Source organism: Streptomyces sp. NPDC101110 (genome assembly GCF_044759525.1).
Classification (GTDB): Bacteria; Actinomycetota; Actinomycetes; order Streptomycetales; family Streptomycetaceae; genus Streptomyces.
Map to the genome: position 1 here is coordinate 24201 of NZ_JBIVZM010000003.1, position 21735 is coordinate 45935.

Consider the following 21735-nt stretch of genomic DNA (forward strand, 5'->3'; position numbering starts at 1 on the left):
CTCCGCACCCCGTCCTTCACTCGAACGCAAAACGAAAATGTTACGGCGGGATGAAAACGCCCCCCGAGCGTGTTGGTGCCTTCCGGCAGAGCAGGACGACTGGAAGGCACCGGGGTGACACCGAAACGGGGATGGGCACGACGGCTGTGGGCCTACGCGTGGCGCCACCCGAAGGACGTCGTACTCGCCCTCGGCTCCTCACTGGCGGGCATGGCCGTCATGGCGCTCGTCCCGCTGATCACCAAGGTGATCATCGACGACGTCATCAGCGACCACACCAGGGACATGACCACCTGGGCCGGCCTCCTGATCGCCGCCGCCCTGGTCGTCTACGTCCTCACCTACATCCGCCGCTACTACGGCGGCCGCCTCGCCCTCGACGTCCAGCACGATCTGCGGACGGAGATGTACGGCACGATCACCCGGCTCGACGGCCGCCGCCAGGACGAGCTGTCCACCGGCCAGGTCGTCGGCCGCGCCACCAGCGACCTCCAGCTCATCCAGGGCCTGCTCTTCATGCTCCCGATGACCATCGGGAACTTCATGCTCTTCCTGATCTCCCTGGCGATCATGGCGTGGCTGTCCGTGCCGCTCACCCTGGTCGCCCTGGCCGTCGCCCCCGCCCTGTGGTGGATCGCCAAGCGCAGCCGCACCCGGCTGCACCCCTCCACCTGGTACGCCCAGGCCCAGGCCGCCGCCGTCGCGGGCGTGGTCGACGGTGCCGTCAGCGGCGTACGTGTGGTGAAGGGCTTCGGCCAGGAGGAGCAGGAGACCGGCAAGCTCCGCGAGGTCGGCCGCCGGCTGTTCGCGGGGCGGCTGCGCACCATCCGCCTGAACTCGGTCTACACCCCCGCCCTGCAGGCCGTCCCGGCGCTCGGCCAGGTCGCGATGCTGGCCCTCGGCGGCTGGCTGGCGGTGCGCGGGCACATCACGCTCGGCACGTTCGTCGCCTTCTCCAGCTACCTCGCCCAGCTGGTCGGCCCGGTCCGCATGCTCGCGGTGGTGCTCACCGTCGGCCAGCAGGCCCGGGCCGGCACCGAGCGCGTCCTGGAACTGATCGACACCGAGCCGTCGATCGAGGACGGCCACAAGGACCTGCCCGCCGACGCCCCCGCGACGGTCGAGTTCGACGACGTCTCCTTCGGCTACGACGCCGACCGTCCCGTCCTCGACGGGCTGAGCTTCGAGATCCGCCCGGGCGAGACCCTCGCCGTCGTCGGCTCCTCCGGCTCCGGAAAGTCCACGGTCTCGCTGCTGCTGCCGCGCTTCTACGACGTCAGCCGCGGAGCCGTCCTCGTCGGCGGCCACGACGTGCGCGAGCTGTCGCTGGAGTCCCTGCGGGGGGCGATCGGCCTGGTACCGGAGGACTCGTTCCTGTTCTCCGACACGGTCCGCAACAACATCGCCTACGGCCGCCCGGACGCGACCTTCGAGGAGATCGAGAAGGCCGCGCGCGCCGCCCAGGCGGACCGTTTCATCACCGAGCTGCCCGAGGGCTACGACACCACGGTCGGCGAGCACGGTCTCACCCTCTCCGGCGGTCAGCGCCAGCGTGTCGCCCTGGCCCGCGCCATCCTCAGCGACCCGCGCCTGCTGGTCCTGGACGACGCCACCTCCGCCGTGGACGCGAGGGTCGAACACGAGATCCACGAGGCCCTGAAGGGCGTCATGCGGGGCCGCACCACCCTGCTGATCGCCCACCGCCGCTCCACCCTGAACCTCGCCGACCGCATCGCCGTCCTGGACGGCGGCCGCCTCGCCGACATCGGCACCCACGACGAGCTCCAGCGGCGTTCCGCCCTCTACCGCCGCCTGCTCACCGACCCCGACGAGCTGGGCGCGGTCTCCCCGGGGCACACCCAGCCCGCCGTCCCGCAGGAGGACACCTCCGTACGGGACGAGCTGGACGCCGAGTTCGACGCCGAGCGCGGCGTCACCCCCAGGCTGTGGACCGGTGACCGCGAGCGCAAGGACACCGCCCTCGCGGAGAGCCCCGCCACCCCCGAGCTGCTCGCCCAGGTCGAGGCGCTGCCCCCGGCGACCGACGTGCCGGACGTCGACGAGGCGAAGGCCGTCCAGCCGGAGGACTCCTACGGCCTGCGCCGGCTGCTGCGCGGCTTCGGGCTGCCGCTGCTGGTCAGCCTCGCCCTGGTCGCCACCGACGCGGGCATGGGCCTGCTGCTTCCGGTGCTGATCCGGCACGGCATCGACTCGGGCGTCACCGAGGCCGCGCTCGGCGCCGTGTGGGCGGCGGCCCTGCTGGGGCTGCTGACGGTGGGCGTGCAGTGGGCGGCCCAGATCGGCGAGACCCGGATGACCGGACGCACCGGCGAGCGGGTCCTGTACTCGCTCCGGCTGAAGATCTTCTCCCAGCTCCAGCGCCTCGGGCTCGACTACTACGAGCGGGAGCTGACCGGCCGGATCATGACCCGGATGACGACCGACGTCGACGCGCTGTCGACGTTCCTCCAGACGGGCCTGGTCACGGCCTTCGTCTCGGTCGTCACCTTCTTCGGGATCATGGTCGCACTGCTCGTGATCGACGTGCAGCTCGCGCTGGTCGTCTTCGCGACGCTGCCGCCGCTGATCATCGCCACGTACTTCTTCCGCCGGGCGAGCGTCAAGGCGTACGAGCTGGCCCGCGAGCGCGTGTCGGTCGTCAACGCCGACCTCCAGGAGTCGGTCTCCGGGCTGCGGATCGTCCAGGCCTTCCGGCGCGAGCGGGACGGCGGGCGGCGGTTCGCCGAGCGCAGCCACAGCTACCGGCAGGCCCGTATCCGGGGTCAGTGGCTGATCTCGGTGTACTTCCCGTTCGTGCAGTTCCTGTCGTCGGTGGCCGCGGCGGCCGTGCTGATCGTGGGCGGGGCCCGGGTCGACGACGGCACCCTCGCCATCGGCTCGCTGGTGGCGTACCTGCTCTACATCGACCTGTTCTTCGCGCCCGTGCAGCAGCTCTCCCAGGTCTTCGACGGCTACCAGCAGGCGACCGTGTCGCTGGGCCGCATCCAGGAACTGCTCCAGGAGCCGACGTCGACGAAGTCCGCCGACGAGCCCGTGGAGGTCCTGTCCCTGCGGGGCGAGATCGCCTTCGAGGACGTGCGCTTCGCCTACGGCGACGATGAAGAAGCCCTGGCCGGGGTCGACCTGCGGATCCCCGCCGGGCAGACTGTCGCGTTCGTGGGCGAGACCGGCGCCGGCAAGTCGACCCTCGTCAAGCTCGTGGCTCGCTTCTACGACCCCACCGGCGGCCGGGTCACCGTCGACGGCACCGATCTGCGGGCGCTGGACCTCACCTCGTACCGGCACCGTCTGGGGGTCGTCCCCCAGGAGGCGTACCTCTTCCAGGGCACCGTCCGTGACGCCATCGCCTACGGCCGTCCCGACGCCACCGACGCCGAGGTCGAGGCGGCGGCCCGGGCGGTCGGCGCGCACGACATGATCGCCACCCTGGAGGGCGGCTACCTCCACGAGGTCGCCGAGCGCGGGCGCAACCTGTCCGCCGGGCAGCGCCAGCTCATCGCGCTGGCCCGCGCCGAGCTGGTCGATCCGGACGTGCTGCTGCTCGACGAGGCCACGGCCGCCCTGGACCTGGCCACGGAGGCGCAGGTCAACCAGGCCACCGACCGCCTGGCCGGCCGCCGCACCACCCTCGTGGTCGCCCACCGCCTCACCACCGCCGCCCGCGCCGACCGGGTCGTCGTCATGGACCACGGCCGGGTCGCCGAGGACGGCACGCACGACGAGCTGCTCGCACGCGGCGGGCGGTACGCCGAACTGTGGCGGACGTTCATCGGCGCCGCCGAGCCGGAGGAGCCGGTCGGCGCGGCCCGCTGACGGCGGTGAGCGCGTTTTCATAACGCTCGTGCAACCGTCCGACATACGTCATGCGTCCGTACAGGCGTACGCCGATGGTCGCGGACGACGCGGTACGGGAGGACGACAGTGGACAGTGGAGCGATACGCCGGCGGCTCGCGCTCGGGCTGGCCGTGCTGACCGCGTCCGGGCTGCTCGCCGTCGTGGCACCGGGCGACGCCCAGGCCGCGACCTCCGCGCTCTGCCCCGGACGCAAGGTCCGCACGCTGCCGTTCTCCACCGGCACCGTGCTCGTGTACAAGCGAGGCGGCTACGTCTGCGCCGTCACCCTCACCAAGAAGCCCGGCACCAAGCGCACGATGTCGGTGAGCGTGCAGGCGCGCGGCAACCGGCCGGTCGTCGACGCGGGCAGGTACGCCCACCACGCCGGCCCGGTGACGGTGCACGCCGGGCGCCGCTGCGTCTGGCTCAAGGGCCGGGTCGGCCGCGGGAAGTTCAGCTCCGGCTGGACCCTGTGCTGACCTCGGGCGCCCGGTGACACGCCCCGCGCGCACAGGGTTTTCCCTATGTCCCCTGGTGCTCCGGTGAGTTGGTCCGCTAGCTTCCGGCGCACATCTGTCTCACAGGGGAGTGCGCATGCGCAAGGCGCTCAGATGGCTGCTGGCGCTCACGGTGCTCATAGGCACACTGGGCACGGCGGGAGCGGCCACCGCCGCCGACGCCGCCGGCACCACCGACATCAAGGAGAGACTGCTCTCCATACCGGGCATGAGCCTGGTCGAGGAGAAGCCGTACACCGGCTACCGCTTCTTCGTCCTGAACTACACGCAGCCGGTCGACCACCACAAGCCCTCCAAGGGCACGTTCCAGCAGCGCATCACCGTGCTGCACAAGGACGTCTCGCGTCCGACGGTGTTCTTCACCAGCGGCTACAACGTCTCGACGACGCCCCGCCGCAGTGAGCCGACGCAGATCATCGACGGCAACCAGGTCTCCCTGGAGTACCGCTACTTCACCCCGTCCCGGCCCGCCCCGGCCGACTGGTCCAAGCTGGACATCTGGCAGGCCGCCAGCGACCAGCACCGCGTCTTCAAGGCGCTCAAGGGCATCTACGGCAAGAACTGGATCTCCACGGGAGGCTCCAAGGGCGGCATGACCGCCACCTACTACGAGCGCTTCTACCCGCGGGACATGGACGGCGTGGTCGCCTACGTCGCCCCCAACGACGTGGTGAACAAGGAGGACTCGGCCTACGACCGCTTCTTCGCCCGCGTCGGCACCGAGGAGTGCCGCGACCGGCTCAACGCCGTGCAGCGCGAGGCGCTGGTGCGCCGCGAGCCGCTGGAGAAGAAGTACGCAGCCTACGCAGCGGAGAACGGCCTCACCTTCACCACCATCGGCAGCCTGGACAAGGCCTACGAGGCGACCGTCCTGGACTACGTGTGGGGCTTCTGGCAGTACAGCCTGCTGTCCGACTGCGACCGGATCCCGGCCGACGCCAAGAACGCCACCGACGAAGCGATCTGGGACTCCGTCGACACGATCTCCGGCTTCTCCGCCTACGCCGACCAGGGCCTGACGACCTACACGCCGTACTACTACCAGGCCGGCACCCAGCTCGGCGCGCCGACCATCCGCTTCCCGCACGTGGAGAAGCAGTACATCCGCTACGGCTACCAGCCGCCCCGGAACTTCGTCCCGCGTGACATCCCGATGAAGTTCCAGCCGCACGCGATGCGCGACGTGGACACCTGGGTCCGGCACAACGCCCGCCACATGCTGTTCGTCTACGGCCAGAACGACCCGTGGGGCGCGGAGCCGTTCCGCGTCGGCAAGGGTGCGAAGGACTCCTACGTCTTCACCGCCCCCGGCATGAACCACGGTGCCAACGTCGCGGGCCTGGTGCCCGAGCAGAAGGCCCTCGCCACCGCCCGCATCCTCGACTGGGCGGGCGTCGCCCCCGGCGCGGTGCAGGCCCACCCGCAGACGGCCAAGCCGCTGGCGAAGTTCGACGCCAAGCTCGACAAGCGGGACGTGCAGCGCGAGATGACGCTGCGTCCGTAACCACCCGCCGCACGCGCGCCAACCGCCCCTCGGTCCCGGGACCGAGGGGCGGTTCACGTGGTCCTGCGCTCGCGGTGAATGCTCCGTACGGTGACCGGATGGACAGTTCTGTCGTCTTCAACATCGTGACCACGGCCATCGCCGTCGTCGCCGTGGTCACCTCCATCGTGTTCAGCGCACGGCAGGCCCGCACCGCGCAGCACGCCAACCACATCTCGGTGCTGGTCGACCTGCTCAGGGAGTTCCGGTCCGCGGAGTTCCACGAGCAGCACGACTACGTGTGCACCCGCCTGGGAGCCGAGCACGACCCGGGAAACGGGGTGCGCGGGTTACCCGCCGAGGCCAGGACGGCCTTCTGCAGCGTCGTGTACTACTACCAGTCGTTCGCCAACCTCGCGGTCTTCGGACTGCTCGACCGGACTCTGCTGGTCACGGTCCTGCGCACCCGGATCGTCTCGGTCTGGAAGGCCGTGCGGCCGTTCGTGGAGCGGGAGCGGGCGTTGCGGGGCGAGGGCAGCAACGGAACCTATCTGTCGACCTTCGAGGAACTGGCCCGGCTGGCGGCGGACCTGCCGCCCGAGCACGTTCGCGACCAGATGGCCGAGGCCCGGCGCCGGCTGTCGCGCAGGGGGCTGCTGCGGTGAAGCGGGCGAGGGTGCACGCCCCTCACAGCGGCCGGGCGCACCCCACGGGCCGCTTCCCGCCCAGACGGACGTACAGGGCGGTCGAGCCGGGGCAGTCGGCCCGTTCGGCGACCGCCCGGACCACCTCGTACTGCGGCCGTCGTCCGCCCGTGCCGTCGCAGGCCGTCTCGCGGACCTTGCCGTCGCCGGAGTCGTAGACGCAGTCGCCGACGATCGTGCGGGGCCCGCCGCCGCCGCCCGGGTCGCCGGGGTGCGGCGGCTGGAGATTGCGCATGCACGCGTAGCCCTGCGGGACCACCCCGTCGCCGTCCTCGTCGGACGCGGGCCGCTGCTCGCTGATGTGCAGCACGAAGTCGGTGGTCGGCGGGCAGTGCGGCCCGTCCCGCACCGTGCCGTCGTGCCGGGCCGCGACCCGGGCCGCGGCCCGCTCGCCGGCGCACGGCACCTCGGTGAAGCTCGTCGTACCGAACGAGGAGCACTCGCCGACCGCGAGGAACACCGCCCCGTACCCGGCGGGCCGGGTCGGCACCGGCGACACCGTGGTGGTCCTCCCCGTCCTGCCGGTCGCCGGCTCGCCCAGCCGGCCGTCCTCCACGGCACCTCCCGAGGAACTCTGACAGCCGGTCAGCAGTGCGCCGAGCAGGACCAGGAGCCCGCAGACCACCCCCACAACACTTCGCTCACGCATCGCCGACCCCCCGAGTGTGCTCGCCCAGCGTGACCCGCCGTAGCGGGCGCACGCCAGGCACATGGGGCGGTTTGCGCACGTTGGAGGTGGTGCGCACGGTCCGTGGCGTACGTCTAGTACGACAGTCCGTAGCCGATGGGGTACAGCACCTGCTCCGGATCATCCGCCTGCTGCACGGCCACCGGCAGTTTCCCGCGCGGTCTCGCCCGACCGGCGATCACCCGGGCGGCGGCCCGCAGTTCGACGTCGGTCCAGGAGTAGGTGGCCAGGCAGGCCGGTGCGGACGGCAACTGGGCCACGTCGTACGGATTGCGGATCGCCACCGCCACCACCGGCCGCCCGGTCGCCACGAGTTGCTCCACCAGCGTCCGCTGGCTGCTGCTCGCGGTGACGTTGTAGGTGGCGGCCACCACCGCGTCCGCCTCCCACGCCGCCGCGACCGCCTTGGCGACGGCCGCGGCGGAGGGGGCCGTGCCGGTCGACAGGGCCGTGGCCGTGAAGCCCAGCCCGTTCAACGCGCCGGCGAGCACGCCCGTGGGCGGTCCCGTCGTACCCGACGGCGAGGCCGGATCGGCGCCGACGACCAGTACCTTGCGGTGCCGTCGCCGGGACAGGGGCAGCAGTCGTCCCTCGTTGACGAGCAGCGTGGTCGTGCGCTCGGCGATCCGGTCGGCCGCCGCCCGGTGCGCCCGGGTGCCGACGGCCCGGTCCACCCCGCCGTGGCTCACATACGGCGAACGGAACAGCCCGAGCCCGGACTTCAGCCGCAGCACCCGCAGGATCGATTCGTCGAGCCGGGCCTCCGTGAGCTCGCCCTCGCGCACCGCCGTCAGGACGGCGTTCCAGGCGAGGTCCAGGTCGGGCGGGTTGAGCAGCTGGTCCACGCCCGCCTTCAGCGCCAGCACCGGCACCCGGGCGTCGCCGTACTTGGTCCGTACGCCCTCCATGCCGAGGGAGTCGGTGACCACGACCCCGTCGTAGCCGAGGCGTTCGCGCAGGATCCCGGTGAGGATCGGGCGGGACAGCGTGGCCGGGTCGCCGGAGTCGTCGAGGGCCGGGACCATCAGATGGGCGGTCATGATCGAGTCGATGCCCGCGGCGATGGCCGCCCGGAACGGCGGTGCGTCCAGCCTCTCCCACAGCTCCCGGCTGTGCGTGATGGTGGGAAAGCCGGTGTGGCTGTCCACGTTGGTGTCCCCGTGCCCGGGGAAGTGCTTGGCGGTCGCGGCGACCCCGGACCCCTGGTACCCGGCGACCTCCGCGGCCACCAGCTTGGACACGGCCCGCGGGTCGGCGCCGAACGAGCGTACGCCGATGACCGGGTTGGCCGGGTTGACGTTCACGTCGGCCACGGGGGAGTAGTCCTGCCGGATGCCCATCGCCCGCAGCTCCGCGCCCGCGATCCGGCCGAGGGTGCGCGCATCGGACCGCGACCCGCCCGCGCCGACGGCCATGGCACCGGGGAACAGGGTGGCGGGTTCGCCCACCCGGGCGACGATGCCGTGCTCCTGGTCGGTGGAGATGAGCACCGGCAGCCCGCGCGGCAGTTCCAGGGAGGCCTTCTGGATGCCGTTGGACAGGTCGGCGATCTGGTGCGGCTCGCGGGTGTTGTGCGCCCAGGCGAAGTAGATGATGCCGCCGACCCGGTACTTCGCCACCAGCTCGGCGGCTGTACGGACCCCGATCTCCTTGAGGTTGGCGTCGATGTCGGCCTGGTCGGGGGCGGTGGCGGAGTGGCCGTAGACCCGCATCACGAAGAGCTGGCCGACCTTCTCCTCCAGCGTCATGCGGGCGACGAGGGCGCGCAGCCGGCTGTCGTCCGGGGCGGCGGCCCGCGCGGGCCCGGCCGCCGCGAGCGCGGCGGTGACGCCGGCCGTGGCGGCGAGGACGGTGCGTCTGGACGGTTGTGCGGTGTTTCCCGTGCTTCCCGTGCCGGTGTCGTGCACGTGCGCTCCTTCCGGAGGTGACCCTCTCGGATCCGCTGAAGGAAACTTCCAAGAGGTCACGAATATCCGGAAAGTTTCTGCCGGTCAAGGGAACGCGCAGCAAGCACGAAGGGGCCGCCACCGGCGCGGTTGGAGGGGGACGCGCCGATGGCGGCGGGTGCCGCCGGCCGCGGTGCGGCGGAGAGGGTGGTCAGCGATCGCAGCCAGTGGCGAGGGCCGACACCGCACCGAGGTGACTCTCCGGCGGCCTGCGATGGGACGGGCACGGTCCGCTCCAGGTTCCCGACTCGCCCCCGATTCCCGCAAGTCGGTACGCGGGAGGAACCAGAGGGTCAGCGGGGCGGATGGGCCGCCACGTCCGGCCACTGCCCGCCGAGCACCCGTACGCATTCCGCGATGGCCGGGCGCCGGGCCGCGCCCGTCCGCCACAGGGCGTACAGCCGCCGTACCGGCATCGGGTCGAGCGGCACCTCCACCACCCCGGCGGGCAGCGGCCCGCGCCCGAGCCGCGGGATGAGCGCGACCCCGAGCCCGGCCGCCACCAGGGCCACGAGCGTGGGATTCTCGTCGGCCTGATGGACGATGTCCGGCTCGTGCCCGGCCGTGCGCAGCGTCCGCAGCAGCCAGTCGTGGCAGACCCGGCCCGGCGGCTGGCAGATCCACCGCTCGCCGCCGAGCTCCTCCCGCCGTACGGCGGTCCGCCCGGCGAAGGGGTGTCCCTCGGGGACGAGCAGGTCGCACAGGTCGTCGCCGATGACCGACTGCTCCAGGCCCGGCGGGGCGGGCAGCGGCGCGATGTCCCAGTCGTGCGCGACGGCGAGGTCGACGGCGCCCTTCGCCACCAGGTCGACGGACAGATGTGGGTCGACCTCCGAGAGGCGGGCGTCCAGGGCGGGGTGCCGGCGGCCCAGCTCGGCCAGCACGCCCGGCATCAGCCCGCGCGCCGCGGAGGCGAACGCGGCGACGGTCAGCCGTCCCGAAGGCCGGCCCCGGCGCTCCTCCAGCTCGGTCTCCGCGCGCTCCACGATGGCGAGCAGCTCCTGTGCCGCGCGCACCAGTTGACGCGCCTCGTCGGTGAGCCGGACGCCTCGCCCCTCCCGCTCCAGCAGCACGGTCCGGGTCTCCCGCTCCAGCTTGGCGATCTGCTGGGACACCGCGGAGGGCGTGTACCCGAGCGCGAGCGCGGCGGCACCGACGGTGCCGTGCACGGAGACGGCGTGCAGGGCGCGCAGCCGCTGGAGGTCGAGCACGGCATGCCCCTCTCTGCTTAGCGATGCTTCATCCAACCATGCAGCAATCATCGCTGGTGCTTCACGGTCACGGGGGATGATGCTCACGGCATGCGCCCGACACACTGTGCCCTCGCCGTCCTCGTCGCCGCCGTCTGGGGCGTCAACTTCACGGTCATCGAGATCGGCCTGGACCACTTCCCGCCCCTGCTCTTCTCCGCCCTGCGCTTCCTCGCGGCAGCGCTTCCCGCGGTGTTCCTCGTGGGCCGCCCCAAGGTGGCGTGGAAGTGGATCGTGGCGGTCGGCCTGGTCCTCGGGGTGGCGAAGTTCGGCCTCCTCTTCGTCGGCATGGACGCGGGCATGCCGGCCGGGCTGTCCTCCCTGGTCCTCCAGATACAGGCGGTGTTCACAGCGGCGATCGCCGCCCTGACCCTGGGCGAACGGCCCTCCCGCGTTCGCCTGCTGGGCATGCTGATCGCCCTGGCCGGCATCGCCGTGGCGGCCGTGGACGAGGGCGCCGCCGGCCCGCTCGGCGCGTTCGCCCTGGTCGTCGGGGCGGCGGCGTGCTGGGGCGCGTCGAACGTCCTCACCCGCAAGGCGGCCCCGCCCGACGCGCTGCACTTCATGGTGTGGGTCAGCACGGTCCCGGTCCTGCCCCTGCTGGCCCTCTCCCTCCTCACGGAGGGCCCCGCACGCGACCTGGCGGCCCTGCGCGGCCTGGACTGGCAGGGCGCGGGCACCGTCCTCTACGTCGCCTGGGTCACCACGGTCCTCGGATTCGGCGCGTGGGGCTTCCTTCTGCGCCACCATCCGGCGTCCACGGTCGCCCCGTTCTCCCTCCTCGTCCCGGTCTTCGGGATGTCGTCGGCGTTCCTGTTCCTGGGCGAGCCGGTGAGCCCGCTGCGATGGTGTGCGGCGGCCCTGCTCGTGGGTGGAGTGGGACTGGCGTCCCTGGCCCCGCGCGGCACCGCGCCCACGGTGTCGCAGGACTCGGCGGCCGCTGTCAGGACGCCTCGACCAGCATCCCCGGCGGGCTGATGTGGAACGTGCGGGCGCGTACGCCGAAGCCCGTGTCGCCGTCCAGGTGACTGTCGTCGTCCCAGGTGATCAGCGCGCTCTCCGGGCCGTTGCCGAAGGCCGTCGCCGTGCAGGTGTGCGCCCGGTTGCCCGGTTCGGCCGTGCTCACCCGCACCGGGGCGCCGAGTGACCCCTGGCTCTCCGAGCAGACCTTGGCCATCACCGTCGGCACGGTGTCGTGCGTGTCCGCGCTCTCCTCGACCCACGCCATCAGGAAGCGCCCGCCCGGCAGCCGGGACAGGGCCGGGGAGCTGCGGGTGAAGCCCCTGGGGTTGCCGGCCGTGATGTCGAAGGTCTCCGTGCCGTCCGGCTGGAAGATGCTCGCCGCGATCGTCGTCTGCGGTTTGCCCAGGTCGCTGGGCTGGATGCGCACGATGTGCGCGGCGACGAAACGTCCGCTGTCGAGCAGGGTGATCGCGTTGACGCCGGTGAAGCCGCCGACGTCCGGCTGGATCTCCCCGCCCAGCGGATGGCTCTCGAAGTCGAAGAACCGCAGGGTGAGCCGGCCACCGCCGATCGACGAGGGGTCCGTCGACCACGCGACGACCACGTTGCCGTTGGTGAGGATCGAGGCGGCGGGCTTGTCGTGGAAGCCCTCGGTGGTACTGACCGTGAACTCCGGTGTCGCAGGGCTGCCGTCCGCGTGGAACCGCCGCGCGCGGATGCGCCGGTCGGGCCGCCGGCTCGCCCAGGTGACCAGCACACCACCGTCGATCATGAACGCCGGACAGGGTCTGACCTGAGGATCCGCGTCCTCCGTGACGAGCGTCCCGGGGCCGGCCCTGCGGCCCTCGGTGAACCGCTGGAGCTTCACGGAAGGGCTGGGCCCGGACGGGTCGAACGGGGTCTCCAGCCAGACGGCGAACTGGCCGCTGATCCCGGCGGACAGCACGGACGGCCACAACGGCCGCACCCCGGGCCCGTCCGCGGGCTGCTCACTGACCGCGAATTCGTCCCCGAGCTTGTCGCCGTCGTCCCCCAGGAACCGGCCCTTGATGACGAAATCGCTCTCGTCCGACCACAGCTCCAGGAACTCGGTGCCGAACAGGGCGTCGACGGCGGGCTGGTGCTGGTCGCCCGCCTTGGCGGTGTTGACGAGGAAATCAGCCATGGCTGCTCTCCGAATCAAGAAGCGAGGGTATGAGAGAGCACTACGACCGGCCGAGTCCTTGGGAAAAGCGTGTCACGCCGGTGGGGCGGCTGCATCCGGAGCGGCAGCGGCCCGGGCCGCGCCGGCCCTCCGGGTGCGGGACCCCGCACCGGCCCTCGGCGACGCCCGGCGCGGGCCCGGGCGCGGCGCTGCCCCGCCCCCCTCCGGCAGGCGGGGCGGGGCGGGGCGGCGGAACGGTCAGCGGGTGTGCTCGGTGAACCTCTTCGCGGTTTCGGCCAGGACCTCCAGGCCGTCCCGTGCCCACAGGACGTCGTTGAACAGCTCGACCTCGATGGCGCCGATGTAACCGGCCGCCTCCACGTAACCCTGCCACTCCCGCATGTCGATCGACCCGTCGCCGATCTGGCCGCGGCCCGTGAGGACGCCCTCCGGGAGGGGCGTGGTCCAGTCGGCGAGCTGGAAGGTGTGGATGCGGCCGCCCGCACCCGCCCGGGCGATCTGCGCGGGCGCGGTGTCGTCCCACCAGACGTGATACGTGTCGACCGTGACGCCCACCTGGTCCGCCGGGAAGCGTTCGGCGAGGTCCAGGGCCTGGGCGAGGGTCGACACCACGCAGCGGTCCGAGGCGTACATGGGGTGCAGCGGTTCGATGGCCAGGCGTACGCCGTTCTCCTGTGCGTAGGGGCCCAGTTCCGACAGGGCGTCCGCGATGCGCTCCCGCGCGCCGTGCAGGTCCTTGGAACCCGCGGGGAGCCCGCCCGAGACCAGGACTAGCGTGTCCGTGCCCAGCGTCGCGGCCTCGTCGATCGCGCGCCGGTTGTCGGCCAGGGCCTCGGCCCGCTCCGACGGGTCGGTCGCCGTGAGGAAGCCGCCCCGGCACAGCGTCGTCACCGTCAGCCCCGCGTCCCGGACCAGCTTGGCCGTGGCCTCCAGGCCGTACTCGCGCACCGGCTCGCGCCAGAGCCCCACGCCTCGGATGCCCAACCGGGCGCAACCGTCGGCCAGTTCCGGCAACGACAGCTGCTTCACCGTCATCTGGTTGATGGAGAAGCGCGCCGGTGTCCCGCTCACTGGTTCACCCCGTACACGCTCAGCAGCGTCTTCATCCGTTCCTCCGCCAGCTTGGGGTCGGGGAACAGCCCCAGCCCGTCGGCCAGTTCGTACGCCGTCGCGAAGTGCGGCAGCGAGCGGGCGGACTGCAGCCCGCCGACCATCGTGAAGTGCGGCTGGTGGCCCGCGAGCCAGGCCAGGAAGACCACGCCCGTCTTGTAGAAGCGGGTCGGGGTCCGGAAGAGGTGCCGGGAGAGCCCGACCGTGGGGTCCAGCAGGGCGCGGAAGCCCCGCACGTCACCCGTGTCCAGGGCCCGGACCGCCTCGGCGGCCAGCGGGCCCAGCGGGTCGAAGATGCCGAGCAGCGCGTGGCTGAAGCCCTGCTCGTCGCCCGCGATCAGCTCGGGGTAGTTGAAGTCGTCGCCGGTGTAGCAGCGCACGCCCTTCGGGAGCCGGCGGCGGATGTCGATCTCGCGCCGGGCGTCCAGCAGGGAGACCTTGATGCCGTCGACCTTGTCCGGGTGGGCGGCGATCACCTCCAGGAACGTCTCCGTCGCCGCGTCCAGGTCGGCCGACCCCCAGTAGCCCTCAAGGGCCGGGTCGAACATCGGGCCCAGCCAGTGCAGGACCACCGGCTCGGCGGCCTGGCGCAGCAGATGGCCGTAGACCTCCAGGTAGTCCTCGGGGCCACGGGCCGCCGCCGCGAGCGCCCGGGACGCCATCAGGACGGCCTGCGCGCCGGACTCCTCCACGAGGGCGAGCTGCTCCTCGTAGGCCGCGCGGACCTCGGCGAGGGTCGCCGGGCCGGTCAGCTGGTCGGTGCCGACACCGCAGGCGATCAGGCCGCCGACGGCCTTGGCCTCGGCGGCGCTGCGGCGGATCAGCTCGGCCGCGCCCGCCCAGTCCAGGCCCATGCCGCGCTGGGCGGTGTCCATGGCTTCGGCGACGCCCAGCCCGTGCGACCACAGATGACGGCGGAAGGAGAGGGTCAGGTCCCAGTCGACCGCGGCGGGCGAGTCGGGGGAGACGTCCGCGAACGGGTCGGCCACGACGTGCGCCGCGGAGAAGACCGTACGGGACGTGAAGGGCGTGCCCGGGGTCACGGCGAGCGGCTCGGTGCGCGGCTCGTAGGTCCGCAGCGCCCCTGCGGGGCCGGGGAGTCGGATCGTCACAGTGAGATCTCCGGGACGTCGAGACGGCGGCCCTCGGCCGAGGACTTCAGGCCCAGCTCGGCGAGCTGCACACCGCGCGCACCGGCCAGCAGGTCCCAGTGGTAGGGGGCGTCGGCGTAGACGTGCTTGAGGAACAGCTCCCACTGGGCCTTGAAGCCGTTGTCGAACTCGGCGTTGTCCGGGACCTCCTGCCACTGGTCGCGGAAGACCTCGGTGGCGGGGATGTCCGGGTTCCAGACCGGCTTGGGCGTGGCGCTGCGGTGCTGGACGCGGCAGTTGCGCAGACCCGCGACCGCGGAGCCCTCGGTGCCGTCCACCTGGAACTCCACCAGCTCGTCGCGGTTGACGCGGACGGCCCAGGAGGAGTTGATCTGGGCGATGGCGCCGCCCTCCAGCTCGAAGATGCCGTAGGCGGCGTCGTCGGCGGTGGCGTCGTAGGGCTTGTCGTTCTCGTCCCAGCGCTGCGGGATGTGGGTGGTGGCGACGGCCTGGACGGACTTCACCCGGCCGAACAGCTCGTGCAGCACGTACTCCCAGTGCGGGAACATGTCGACCACGATGCCGCCGCCGTCCTCGGCGCGGTAGTTCCAGGACGGGCGCTGGGCGGTCTGCCAGTCGCCCTCGAAGACCCAGTAGCCGAATTCACCGCGCACGGACAGGATCCGCCCGAAGAAGCCGCCGTCGATCAGGCGCTTCAGCTTCAGCAGGCCCGGGAGGAACAGCTTGTCCTGGACGACGCCGTGCTTGATGCCGGCCTCGTCGGCCAGCCGGGCGAGCGCCAGGGCGCCGTCGAGGCCGGTGGCGGTCGGCTTCTCGGTGTAGATGTGCTTGCCGGCCGCGATGGCCTTCTTCAGTGCCTCCTCGCGGGCGGAGGTGACCTGCGCGTCGAAGTAGACGTCGACCGTCTCGTCGGCGAGGACCGCGTCCAGGTCCGTCGAGACGTGCTCCAGCCCGTGCTCCTCGGCCAGCGCCCGCAGCGCGTGCTCGCGGCGCCCGACCAGGATCGGCTCGGGCCACAGCACGGTGCCGTCGCCGAGGTCGAGGCCGCCCTGCTCGCGGAGGGCGAGGATGGAGCGGACCAGGTGCTGGCGGTAGCCCATGCGTCCGGTCACGCCGTTCATGGCGATACGCACCGTCTTGCGTGTCACGTCATTCCCTTCGTACGCGGTCGTCGCGCCGCGTACGCCCCACCCTTCACAGGCGACCCGGTGAGCGGCCGTCGACTGGTGAGCGTTGCAGCAAGCGCTTTCTACATACGGAGAAGCTAGCCTCTGAACCGCGGTCCGGACAAGACCGTGACCAGGACGAGTTGTTCGAGGGGGCGAACAACACGGGGTCGGGGGCTTAAGGTCTGCTCGGAACCTTGGCCATGGGTTCGGCGGTACAGGGGCGGACGACCTGCTGTTCGACCCGGAACCAAGGCCGGTGGTCCAGGTGTGTACGAGGGCGGAGACGAGATGCTCGACCGGAGGACGACGAGATGACGGTGACCCTGGCGGACGTGGCGGCCCGCGCCCAGGTCTCACCCGCGACGGTGTCGCGCGTGCTGAACGGGAACTACCCCGTGGCCGCGTCCACCCGGGAGCGGGTGCTGAAGGCCGTGGACGAGCTTGACTACGTGCTCAACGGGCCCGCGAGCGCCCTGGCCGCCGCCACCTCCGACCTGGTCGGGATCCTGGTGAACGACATCGCCGACCCGTTCTTCGGGATCATGGCGAGCGCGATCCAGGCCGAGATCGGCGGACCCGGCGGCCGTGCGGGCGGAGAGCGGCTGGCGGTGGTCTGCAACACGGGGGGCTCGCCGGAGCGGGAGCTGACGTACCTCACGCTGCTGCAGCGGCAGCGCGCCGCGGCCGTGGTGCTGACCGGCGGGGCGATCGAGGACGCGGCGCACCAGGCGGCCATGGACGCGAAGGTGCGGAAGCTGGTGGAGGCCGGGACCCGGGTGGTGCTGTGCGGACGCCCGCCGGCCCCGGACACCGGGGCGATCGCGCTGACCTTCGACAACCGCGGCGGCGGACAGGAGCTGACCGAGCATCTCATCGGGCTCGGGCACCGGCGGCTCGGGTACATCGCCGGCCCCGAGGAGCGGACCACCACCCGGCACCGGCTGGAGGGACACCGGGCCGCGCTGGCCGCGCACGGCATCGAGGAGGACCCGCGCTGGACGGTGCACGGGCGCTACGACCGGCGGTCCGGCTACGAGGCGACGCTGGAGCTGATGCGGCGCGACCCGTCGCTGACGGCGGTCGTCGCGGCGAACGACTCCGTCGCGCTGGGCGCGTGCGCCGCGCTGCGGGACTCGGGCCTGCGGATCCCGGAGGACGTCTCGGTGGCGGGCTTCGACGATCTGCCGTTCAGCATCGACGCGGTGCCCTCGCTGACGACGGTACGGCTGCCGCTGGCGGAGGCCGGGGCCCGCGCCGGGCGGATCGCCATGGGGCGTGAGGAGGCACCGCCCGGGGGGATCGCCTCGGTGCGGGGGGAGTTGATGGTGCGGGGGTCCTCGGGGGTGCCGCGGACCTCTTGAGGTGCGTCGGCCGCGCGGGCCCCCGGCCCTGCCGCCCTCAGGGATTCAGGGCGCTGGCACCCCGGTCGCAGGAGGTTGCTGCGGCGGCCCGGGGGCGGCACCGGCCTTGTCCGGGCCGGCGCCGTCGGGCGGGCCTCGTCAGCGGACGACGTCGAAGACGTTCTTCTGGAGCCCGTTGGCGTAGGCCTCGTGCTCGACGAGCCGCAGCTTCTGGGCGTCCTTGTCGGTGGTGCTGAACAACCGCTTGCCCGCCCCGAGCAGCAGCGGGAAGACCAGCAGGTGGTAGCGGTCGATCAGCCCGGCGTCCGAGAGGGCCTGGTTGAGGGAGGCGCTGCCGTGGATGATGATCGGGCCGCCCTCGGTCTCCTTCAGGGCGGCGACGTCGTCGAGCGAGCGCAGGATCGTCGTGTCGCCCCAGTTCGGCACCAGGTTCTCCTCGGCCAGGGTGGTGGAGACGACGTACTTCGGCATCACCTTGTAGTCGGCGAAATCCTCCATGCCGGGCCACACCTGGCTGAACGCCTCATAGCTGGTGCGGCCCATCATCATCGCCGTGGCTTCCTTCTGCTCGCGTCCCTTGATCTCGAACGCCTCGGGAAGGAACTCGGTGTGCTTGAAGGTCCAGCCGGAGTTCCGGTAACCGGGTTCGCCGCCCGGCGCCTCCATGACGCCGTCGAGCGAGATGAAAGCGGTGCTGATCAGAGTACGCATGGGAGGTTCCTCGGTATCTCTCGTCGGGTTCTGGCGGAATCCGTCGCTGCACGCTTCCACACCACACGCGGCTGCGACGCACCGAACACCCCTTCCGACTGCGGAACGCGCGGAAACTCATCGGCCGTCGCCCTCCCATTCGCCGCCCGGACCGTCCGGTGCGTCCCGCGCCTGGCTCCAGGGGTTCCGGACGTCTAAGCTCGACCCAGGGCATCTCTGACTGAGTCAAACATCGGGGGTCGGTGCCATGACCGTCCAGGACATCCGCTCCTTCAACCGCTTCTACACCAACGTCATCGGCGCCCTCGACTACGGCCGCCGGCTCTACGCCCCCTTCACCCTCACCGAGTCCCGCGTGCTCTACGAGCTGGCCCACGCGCCCCGTACCGACGCCGCCGACCTGCGGGCCCAGCTGCACCTGGACGCCGGGTACCTGACCCGCATCCTGAACAAGTTCGAGGAGGACGGCCTCGTCGAGCGCGGTCCGTCCGAGACGGACCCCCGCCGCCGCAGCATCACGCTCACCGAGGCCGGCAGGGAGACCGCCGCGCTGCTCGACGAGCGGGCGCGGCAGTCGGTCGGCGCGCTGCTGGACACCGTCCCGGCCGAGGACCGGCCGCGGCTGGCGCAGGCCCTGCGGACCGTCCGGACGATCCTGGGCGACGGCCGTGCCCCGCGCCCCGAGGACGTCGTGCTGCGCGAACCCGCCCCCGGCGACCTCGGCTGGATCGTGCAGCGCAACGCCGCGCTGTACGCGGCCGAGTACGGCTTCGACGCCGACTACGAGGCGCTGGTCGCGAGGATCGTCGCCGACTACGGCGAGGACCACGACCCGCGCCGGGAGCGGACCTGGATCGCCGAGCTGGACGGCGGGCCGGTCGGGTGCGTGATGTGCGTACGGGACGACTCGCCCGGCGCCGCCCGGCTGCGGCTCCTGCTCGTCGAACCGGACGCGCGCGGCCTCCGTATCGGCGACCGCCTGGTCGGAGCGCTCGTCGACTTCGCCCGTGAGGCCGGCTACCGCGAGGTCGTCCTGTGGACCAACGACATCCTCGGCGCGGCCCGCCGCATCTACCAGCGCCACGGATTCGTCCTGGTCGCGGAGAAACCGCACCACTCCTTCGGCCAGGACCTGACCGGCCAGGACTGGCGACTGGATCTTCACGCAACACCACACTGACGAAGAAGAGTCAGCGGCGGGGGTGCCGGGTACTCTCCGTCAACATGAAGCTGGCGTTCTCCACCCTCGGTGTCCCAGGCCTGCCCCTGCCCGACGTCCTGCGGCTCGCGACCGCCCACGGCTATCACGGCGTGGAGCTGCGCACCCACCCCGAGGAACCGGTCCACACCGGCCTCGGCCCCGCCGAACGGGCGGACGTTGCGGCCGAGTTCAAGGGAGCGGGCGTAGAGCTCCTGGGCCTCGCGGGCTACGTACGGGTCGCCGCGCCGGGCGACGACGAGCCCGTCCTGGCCGAGCTCCGTGCCCTCGTCGACCTGGCCCACGACCTGGGAGCCCCGTACGTCCGGGTCTTCCCCGGCGGCGACCTCGACGTCCAGAGCCCCGAGGAGGCGGACGCGACGGCCGCCCGCCGCCTGGGCACGGCCGCCGAACACGCCAATGACCTGGGCGTGCGCATCCTCCTCGAAACCCACGACTCGCACCGCACCGCCGCCGACGCGATGCGCGTCCTCGGCCTCGTCGGCCACCGCCAGGTCGGCGCCCTGTGGGACGTGATGCACACCTGGCTCGGCGGCGAGCAGCCCTCCGAGACCTACGCGGCGCTCTCCCCCCACCTCGGCTACGTCCAGGTCAAGGACATCGCCTCCGCCGAGGACACCACCCCCCTGCCGCTCGGCGCGGGCGTGCTGCCCCTGGCCGAGTGCGTCGAGGTCCTCTCCCGCCACGGCTGGGACGGCTGGCTGTGCTGGGAGTACGAGAAGCGCTGGTACGAGGCGGCGGCACCCCTGCCCGACCTGCTGGAGTCCGGACGTGAGCACCTGAGCAGGCTGCTGAACGAATCGGCGTGACCCCTCAGCCCTCTATGTGCCCGTCCTTGACGGCGCCGACGAACGCCGCCCAGCCGCTCCGCGAGAAGACCAGGGCGGGGCCGTGGGCGGCCTTGCTGTCCCGTACGGGGACGTGGGGGTGGCCGGGGGCGACTTCGAGGCACTCGGCCTGACTGCCGCCGCTGTAGCTGGACTTGAACCACCCGGTGTGTTCACTGCTGGTCATGCGCGTGATCCTCTGCTGCCGATCTGACGAGGGCCAGTGACTCCTGCTGCGACAACGCGTCACTCAGGGCCAGAGCGTAGGCCGTCTGGCATGCACTCACCAGCGCTGGATCGTCCATCAGGCGTCCGGTCTCGAACGCGTCGACGTATGCCACCGGGGCCGAGTCCTCGAAGCTCATCAGGGTGAGCAGGCTCTCCATGAGCGGATGCGCACCGACGCGGTACGGAAGGACGTGCAGCCGAATCCGTCGCGACTCGGCCAAGTCCGCGATCTTGTGCAGTTGCTCCGTCATGACCTGCGGACCACCCACAGCGCGTCGCAGCACGGCCTCGTCGAGAAGCGTCCAGATGACCGGTGCCGAAGGCCCGTCAAGGATTCGGGCACGCTCTGTTCGAATGACAACCTTCCTGTCAAGTTCCTGGTCTGTAGTGGTCGGTCGGTAAGCCGCGAACACGGCCCGGGCGTAGCTGGGTGTCTGAAGCAGGCCGGGGACCAACGCGAGCGCGAACTGCTGGATCAGCGTTGCTTGTCGCTCCAGTTCGGCGGCGGCAGCGAAACGCGGATCGTACGTGTTCTCCAGGTCCTCCAGCCACCGCGCGAAGAACCCGTCCGTTCCCAGCGCCCGGTCGATCCGCCGCGCGTCGTCCGGCTTGGGGAGGCGCCGGCCTGCCTCGAAATGGCTGATCAGTGTGGGTGAGCACACCACCTGGTCACCCAGTTCCTCCTGGGTGAGACGGGCGGCGGTCCGCCTCAGTCGCAGTTCCTCGCCGTACTTCTGACGCGGTGTTCGAAGCATGCGGCGTTCGTCCATCGGCCAACTCCTCTTCTTGACAAGCGCGATGTCAAGCTCCACCCCCTGGCAGCGTAGCGAGCGCCGACCCCACTCTGTGAGTGATCCGAAACAGAACGCAGTCACCGCAGGTGAGAAGGCAGGCAGACAGGCGTGGTAGACCTCATCGCCCGGCTCCTGGAACCGTTTCTCCGCTTCCTCTTCCCTCCCCGGGGCAGGCGACGGCGATCGACGGCGCCGCCCCCACCCCCGCCCCCGTACGTGTGCCCGGCGGCCTGCTGCCGTCCCGGTGAGCGTCCGCTGCGGGGAGAGGACAACCGGCTGGTGCGCCCCTATCTGATGGCGGAGGCGGGCGCATGACCGGCGGGACGCGGGACCGCGCCGTGGCCGGGCGGCTGCTGCCGTGGACCGGTGCCGACGGCAGGCCGTGCTACCTCGTGAGCGACGGAACCGGCTATGTGGCGCGGCTGGCCGACGAGATCGAGGACGTGCAGATCGACATGGCGGACGCCCTGCTCGGGCATGCCGGCGAACTGCTCGCCGCGCGCCGGGTGACGAGCGCGGAACTGCACTACCTGGCGCTCCGGCTCAGCGAGTCCCTCCGGGACGTCAAGAGGGTCGCGGAGAGCAGGGGAGCGCGGCTCGCCCACCCGCCCCGGCCGTGACGCCGGGGCGT

At 71.8% G+C, this 21735-nt stretch carries 19 protein-coding genes; 9 read left to right on the plus strand and 10 right to left on the minus strand.

Annotated features, from left to right (window positions below; all coding sequences use genetic code 11):
* Positions 1-114: 114 nt before the first annotated feature.
* From ACIQU3_RS06400 to ACIQU3_RS06415, 4 genes are all read left to right on the plus strand, one after another.
* Complete coding sequence (locus ACIQU3_RS06400) at positions 115-3834, plus strand: ABC transporter ATP-binding protein (protein WP_403726541.1); 3720 nt, start codon at positions 115-117, stop codon at positions 3832-3834.
* Between the two features lie 108 nt (positions 3835-3942).
* Positions 3943-4335 carry a hypothetical protein gene (locus tag ACIQU3_RS06405; RefSeq protein WP_403726538.1) on the plus strand — a complete coding sequence of 131 codons (393 nt, stop codon included), beginning with the start codon at positions 3943-3945 and terminating at the stop codon, positions 4333-4335.
* Positions 4336-4450: 115 nt separating this feature from the next.
* The gene (locus ACIQU3_RS06410) at positions 4451-5878 is read left to right on the plus strand and encodes a S28 family serine protease (RefSeq protein WP_403726534.1); all 1428 of its coding nucleotides are present in this window, start codon (positions 4451-4453) and stop codon (positions 5876-5878) included.
* Between the two features lie 98 nt (positions 5879-5976).
* On the plus strand, positions 5977-6522 hold the full coding sequence (locus ACIQU3_RS06415; protein WP_403726530.1) for a hypothetical protein: 546 nt from the start codon (positions 5977-5979) through the stop codon (positions 6520-6522).
* A 22-nt stretch (positions 6523-6544) separates the two neighbouring features.
* Here the strand turns inward: ACIQU3_RS06415 and ACIQU3_RS06420 are convergent, their stop codons facing one another.
* The 3 genes from ACIQU3_RS06420 to ACIQU3_RS06430 form a co-directional block, all read right to left on the minus strand.
* A complete protein-coding gene (locus ACIQU3_RS06420; RefSeq protein ID WP_403923582.1) occupies positions 6545-7210 on the minus strand; it encodes a hypothetical protein in 666 nt (221 codons plus the stop codon).
* A gap of 113 nt (positions 7211-7323) precedes the next feature.
* On the minus strand, positions 7324-9156 hold the full coding sequence (locus ACIQU3_RS06425) for a glycoside hydrolase family 3 protein (RefSeq protein WP_403923584.1): 1833 nt from the start codon (positions 9154-9156) through the stop codon (positions 7324-7326).
* Positions 9157-9488: 332 nt separating this feature from the next.
* Entirely contained in the window at positions 9489-10406 is a 918-nt protein-coding gene (locus ACIQU3_RS06430; RefSeq protein WP_403923586.1) for a LysR family transcriptional regulator, read from the minus strand.
* A gap of 90 nt (positions 10407-10496) precedes the next feature.
* Between ACIQU3_RS06430 and ACIQU3_RS06435 the strand changes: the two genes are divergently transcribed.
* The gene (locus ACIQU3_RS06435) at positions 10497-11423 is read left to right on the plus strand and encodes an EamA family transporter (RefSeq protein WP_403923588.1); all 927 of its coding nucleotides are present in this window, start codon (positions 10497-10499) and stop codon (positions 11421-11423) included.
* Here ACIQU3_RS06435 and ACIQU3_RS06440 read toward each other — a convergent pair.
* The 4 genes from ACIQU3_RS06440 to ACIQU3_RS06455 all read right to left on the minus strand — a co-directional run bounded on the left by ACIQU3_RS06440 (position 11389) and on the right by ACIQU3_RS06455 (position 15943).
* Positions 11389-12573, minus strand: coding sequence for a hypothetical protein (locus tag ACIQU3_RS06440; protein ID WP_403923591.1), 1185 nt, complete (start codon positions 12571-12573; stop codon positions 11389-11391). The two genes, ACIQU3_RS06435 and ACIQU3_RS06440, sit on opposite strands and share 35 nt — an antisense overlap.
* Before the next feature lie 237 nt (positions 12574-12810).
* Positions 12811-13608 carry a sugar phosphate isomerase/epimerase family protein gene (locus ACIQU3_RS06445; protein WP_403924148.1) on the minus strand — a complete coding sequence of 266 codons (798 nt, stop codon included), beginning with the start codon at positions 13606-13608 and terminating at the stop codon, positions 12811-12813.
* A 32-nt stretch (positions 13609-13640) separates the two neighbouring features.
* Complete coding sequence (locus ACIQU3_RS06450; protein WP_403726510.1) at positions 13641-14795, minus strand: dihydrodipicolinate synthase family protein; 1155 nt, start codon at positions 14793-14795, stop codon at positions 13641-13643.
* Positions 14792-15943, minus strand: a complete 1152-nt coding sequence (locus ACIQU3_RS06455; RefSeq protein ID WP_403726507.1) for a Gfo/Idh/MocA family protein — start codon at positions 15941-15943, stop codon at positions 14792-14794. The genes ACIQU3_RS06450 and ACIQU3_RS06455 overlap by 4 nt, the downstream gene beginning before the upstream one ends.
* Positions 15944-16275: 332 nt before the next feature.
* On the opposite strand from ACIQU3_RS06455, the gene ACIQU3_RS06460 reads away from it, so the two are divergent.
* Positions 16276-17325 carry a LacI family DNA-binding transcriptional regulator gene (locus ACIQU3_RS06460; protein WP_403726505.1) on the plus strand — a complete coding sequence of 350 codons (1050 nt, stop codon included), beginning with the start codon at positions 16276-16278 and terminating at the stop codon, positions 17323-17325.
* 138 nt (positions 17326-17463) lie between these two features.
* Here the strand turns inward: ACIQU3_RS06460 and ACIQU3_RS06465 are convergent, their stop codons facing one another.
* A complete protein-coding gene (locus tag ACIQU3_RS06465; protein ID WP_403726501.1) occupies positions 17464-18036 on the minus strand; it encodes a dihydrofolate reductase family protein in 573 nt (190 codons plus the stop codon).
* A gap of 247 nt (positions 18037-18283) precedes the next feature.
* Between ACIQU3_RS06465 and ACIQU3_RS06470 the strand changes: the two genes are divergently transcribed.
* Complete coding sequence (locus ACIQU3_RS06470) at positions 18284-19216, plus strand: GNAT family N-acetyltransferase (protein WP_403726497.1); 933 nt, start codon at positions 18284-18286, stop codon at positions 19214-19216.
* Between the two features lie 44 nt (positions 19217-19260).
* A complete protein-coding gene (locus ACIQU3_RS06475; protein WP_403726495.1) occupies positions 19261-20064 on the plus strand; it encodes a sugar phosphate isomerase/epimerase family protein in 804 nt (267 codons plus the stop codon).
* Positions 20065-20068: 4 nt separating this feature from the next.
* Here the strand turns inward: ACIQU3_RS06475 and ACIQU3_RS06480 are convergent, their stop codons facing one another.
* Positions 20069-20269: a DUF397 domain-containing protein gene (locus tag ACIQU3_RS06480; RefSeq protein ID WP_358281716.1), complete on the minus strand. Its 201-nt coding sequence runs from the start codon at positions 20267-20269 to the stop codon at positions 20069-20071.
* The gene (locus tag ACIQU3_RS06485) at positions 20256-21080 is read right to left on the minus strand and encodes a Scr1 family TA system antitoxin-like transcriptional regulator (RefSeq protein WP_403923594.1); all 825 of its coding nucleotides are present in this window, start codon (positions 21078-21080) and stop codon (positions 20256-20258) included. Before ACIQU3_RS06485 ends, ACIQU3_RS06480 begins: the two co-directional genes overlap by 14 nt.
* A gap of 335 nt (positions 21081-21415) precedes the next feature.
* On the opposite strand from ACIQU3_RS06485, the gene ACIQU3_RS06490 reads away from it, so the two are divergent.
* Positions 21416-21724, plus strand: coding sequence for a hypothetical protein (locus tag ACIQU3_RS06490; RefSeq protein WP_403156951.1), 309 nt, complete (start codon positions 21416-21418; stop codon positions 21722-21724).
* Positions 21725-21735 lie beyond the last annotated feature (11 nt).

What these genes read in the sequence shown, in the direction of transcription:
- ACIQU3_RS06415 (WP_403726530.1), top strand. Translation starts at nt 5,977, where the DNA reads ATGGACAGTTCTGTCGTCTTCAACATCGTGACCACGGCCATCGCCGTC.
- ACIQU3_RS06440 (WP_403923591.1), bottom strand. Translation starts at nt 12,573, where the DNA reads ATGGCTGATTTCCTCGTCAACACCGCCAAGGCGGGCGACCAGCACCAG.
- ACIQU3_RS06420 (WP_403923582.1), bottom strand. Translation starts at nt 7,210, where the DNA reads ATGCGTGAGCGAAGTGTTGTGGGGGTGGTCTGCGGGCTCCTGGTCCTG.
- ACIQU3_RS06445 (WP_403924148.1), bottom strand. Translation starts at nt 13,608, where the DNA reads ATGACGGTGAAGCAGCTGTCGTTGCCGGAACTGGCCGACGGTTGCGCC.
- ACIQU3_RS06490 (WP_403156951.1), top strand. Translation starts at nt 21,416, where the DNA reads ATGACCGGCGGGACGCGGGACCGCGCCGTGGCCGGGCGGCTGCTGCCG.
- ACIQU3_RS06485 (WP_403923594.1), bottom strand. Translation starts at nt 21,080, where the DNA reads ATGGACGAACGCCGCATGCTTCGAACACCGCGTCAGAAGTACGGCGAG.
- ACIQU3_RS06480 (WP_358281716.1), bottom strand. Translation starts at nt 20,269, where the DNA reads ATGACCAGCAGTGAACACACCGGGTGGTTCAAGTCCAGCTACAGCGGC.
- ACIQU3_RS06470 (WP_403726497.1), top strand. Translation starts at nt 18,284, where the DNA reads ATGACCGTCCAGGACATCCGCTCCTTCAACCGCTTCTACACCAACGTC.
- ACIQU3_RS06435 (WP_403923588.1), top strand. Translation starts at nt 10,497, where the DNA reads ATGCGCCCGACACACTGTGCCCTCGCCGTCCTCGTCGCCGCCGTCTGG.
- ACIQU3_RS06475 (WP_403726495.1), top strand. Translation starts at nt 19,261, where the DNA reads ATGAAGCTGGCGTTCTCCACCCTCGGTGTCCCAGGCCTGCCCCTGCCC.
- ACIQU3_RS06460 (WP_403726505.1), top strand. Translation starts at nt 16,276, where the DNA reads ATGACGGTGACCCTGGCGGACGTGGCGGCCCGCGCCCAGGTCTCACCC.
- ACIQU3_RS06465 (WP_403726501.1), bottom strand. Translation starts at nt 18,036, where the DNA reads ATGCGTACTCTGATCAGCACCGCTTTCATCTCGCTCGACGGCGTCATG.
- ACIQU3_RS06410 (WP_403726534.1), top strand. Translation starts at nt 4,451, where the DNA reads ATGCGCAAGGCGCTCAGATGGCTGCTGGCGCTCACGGTGCTCATAGGC.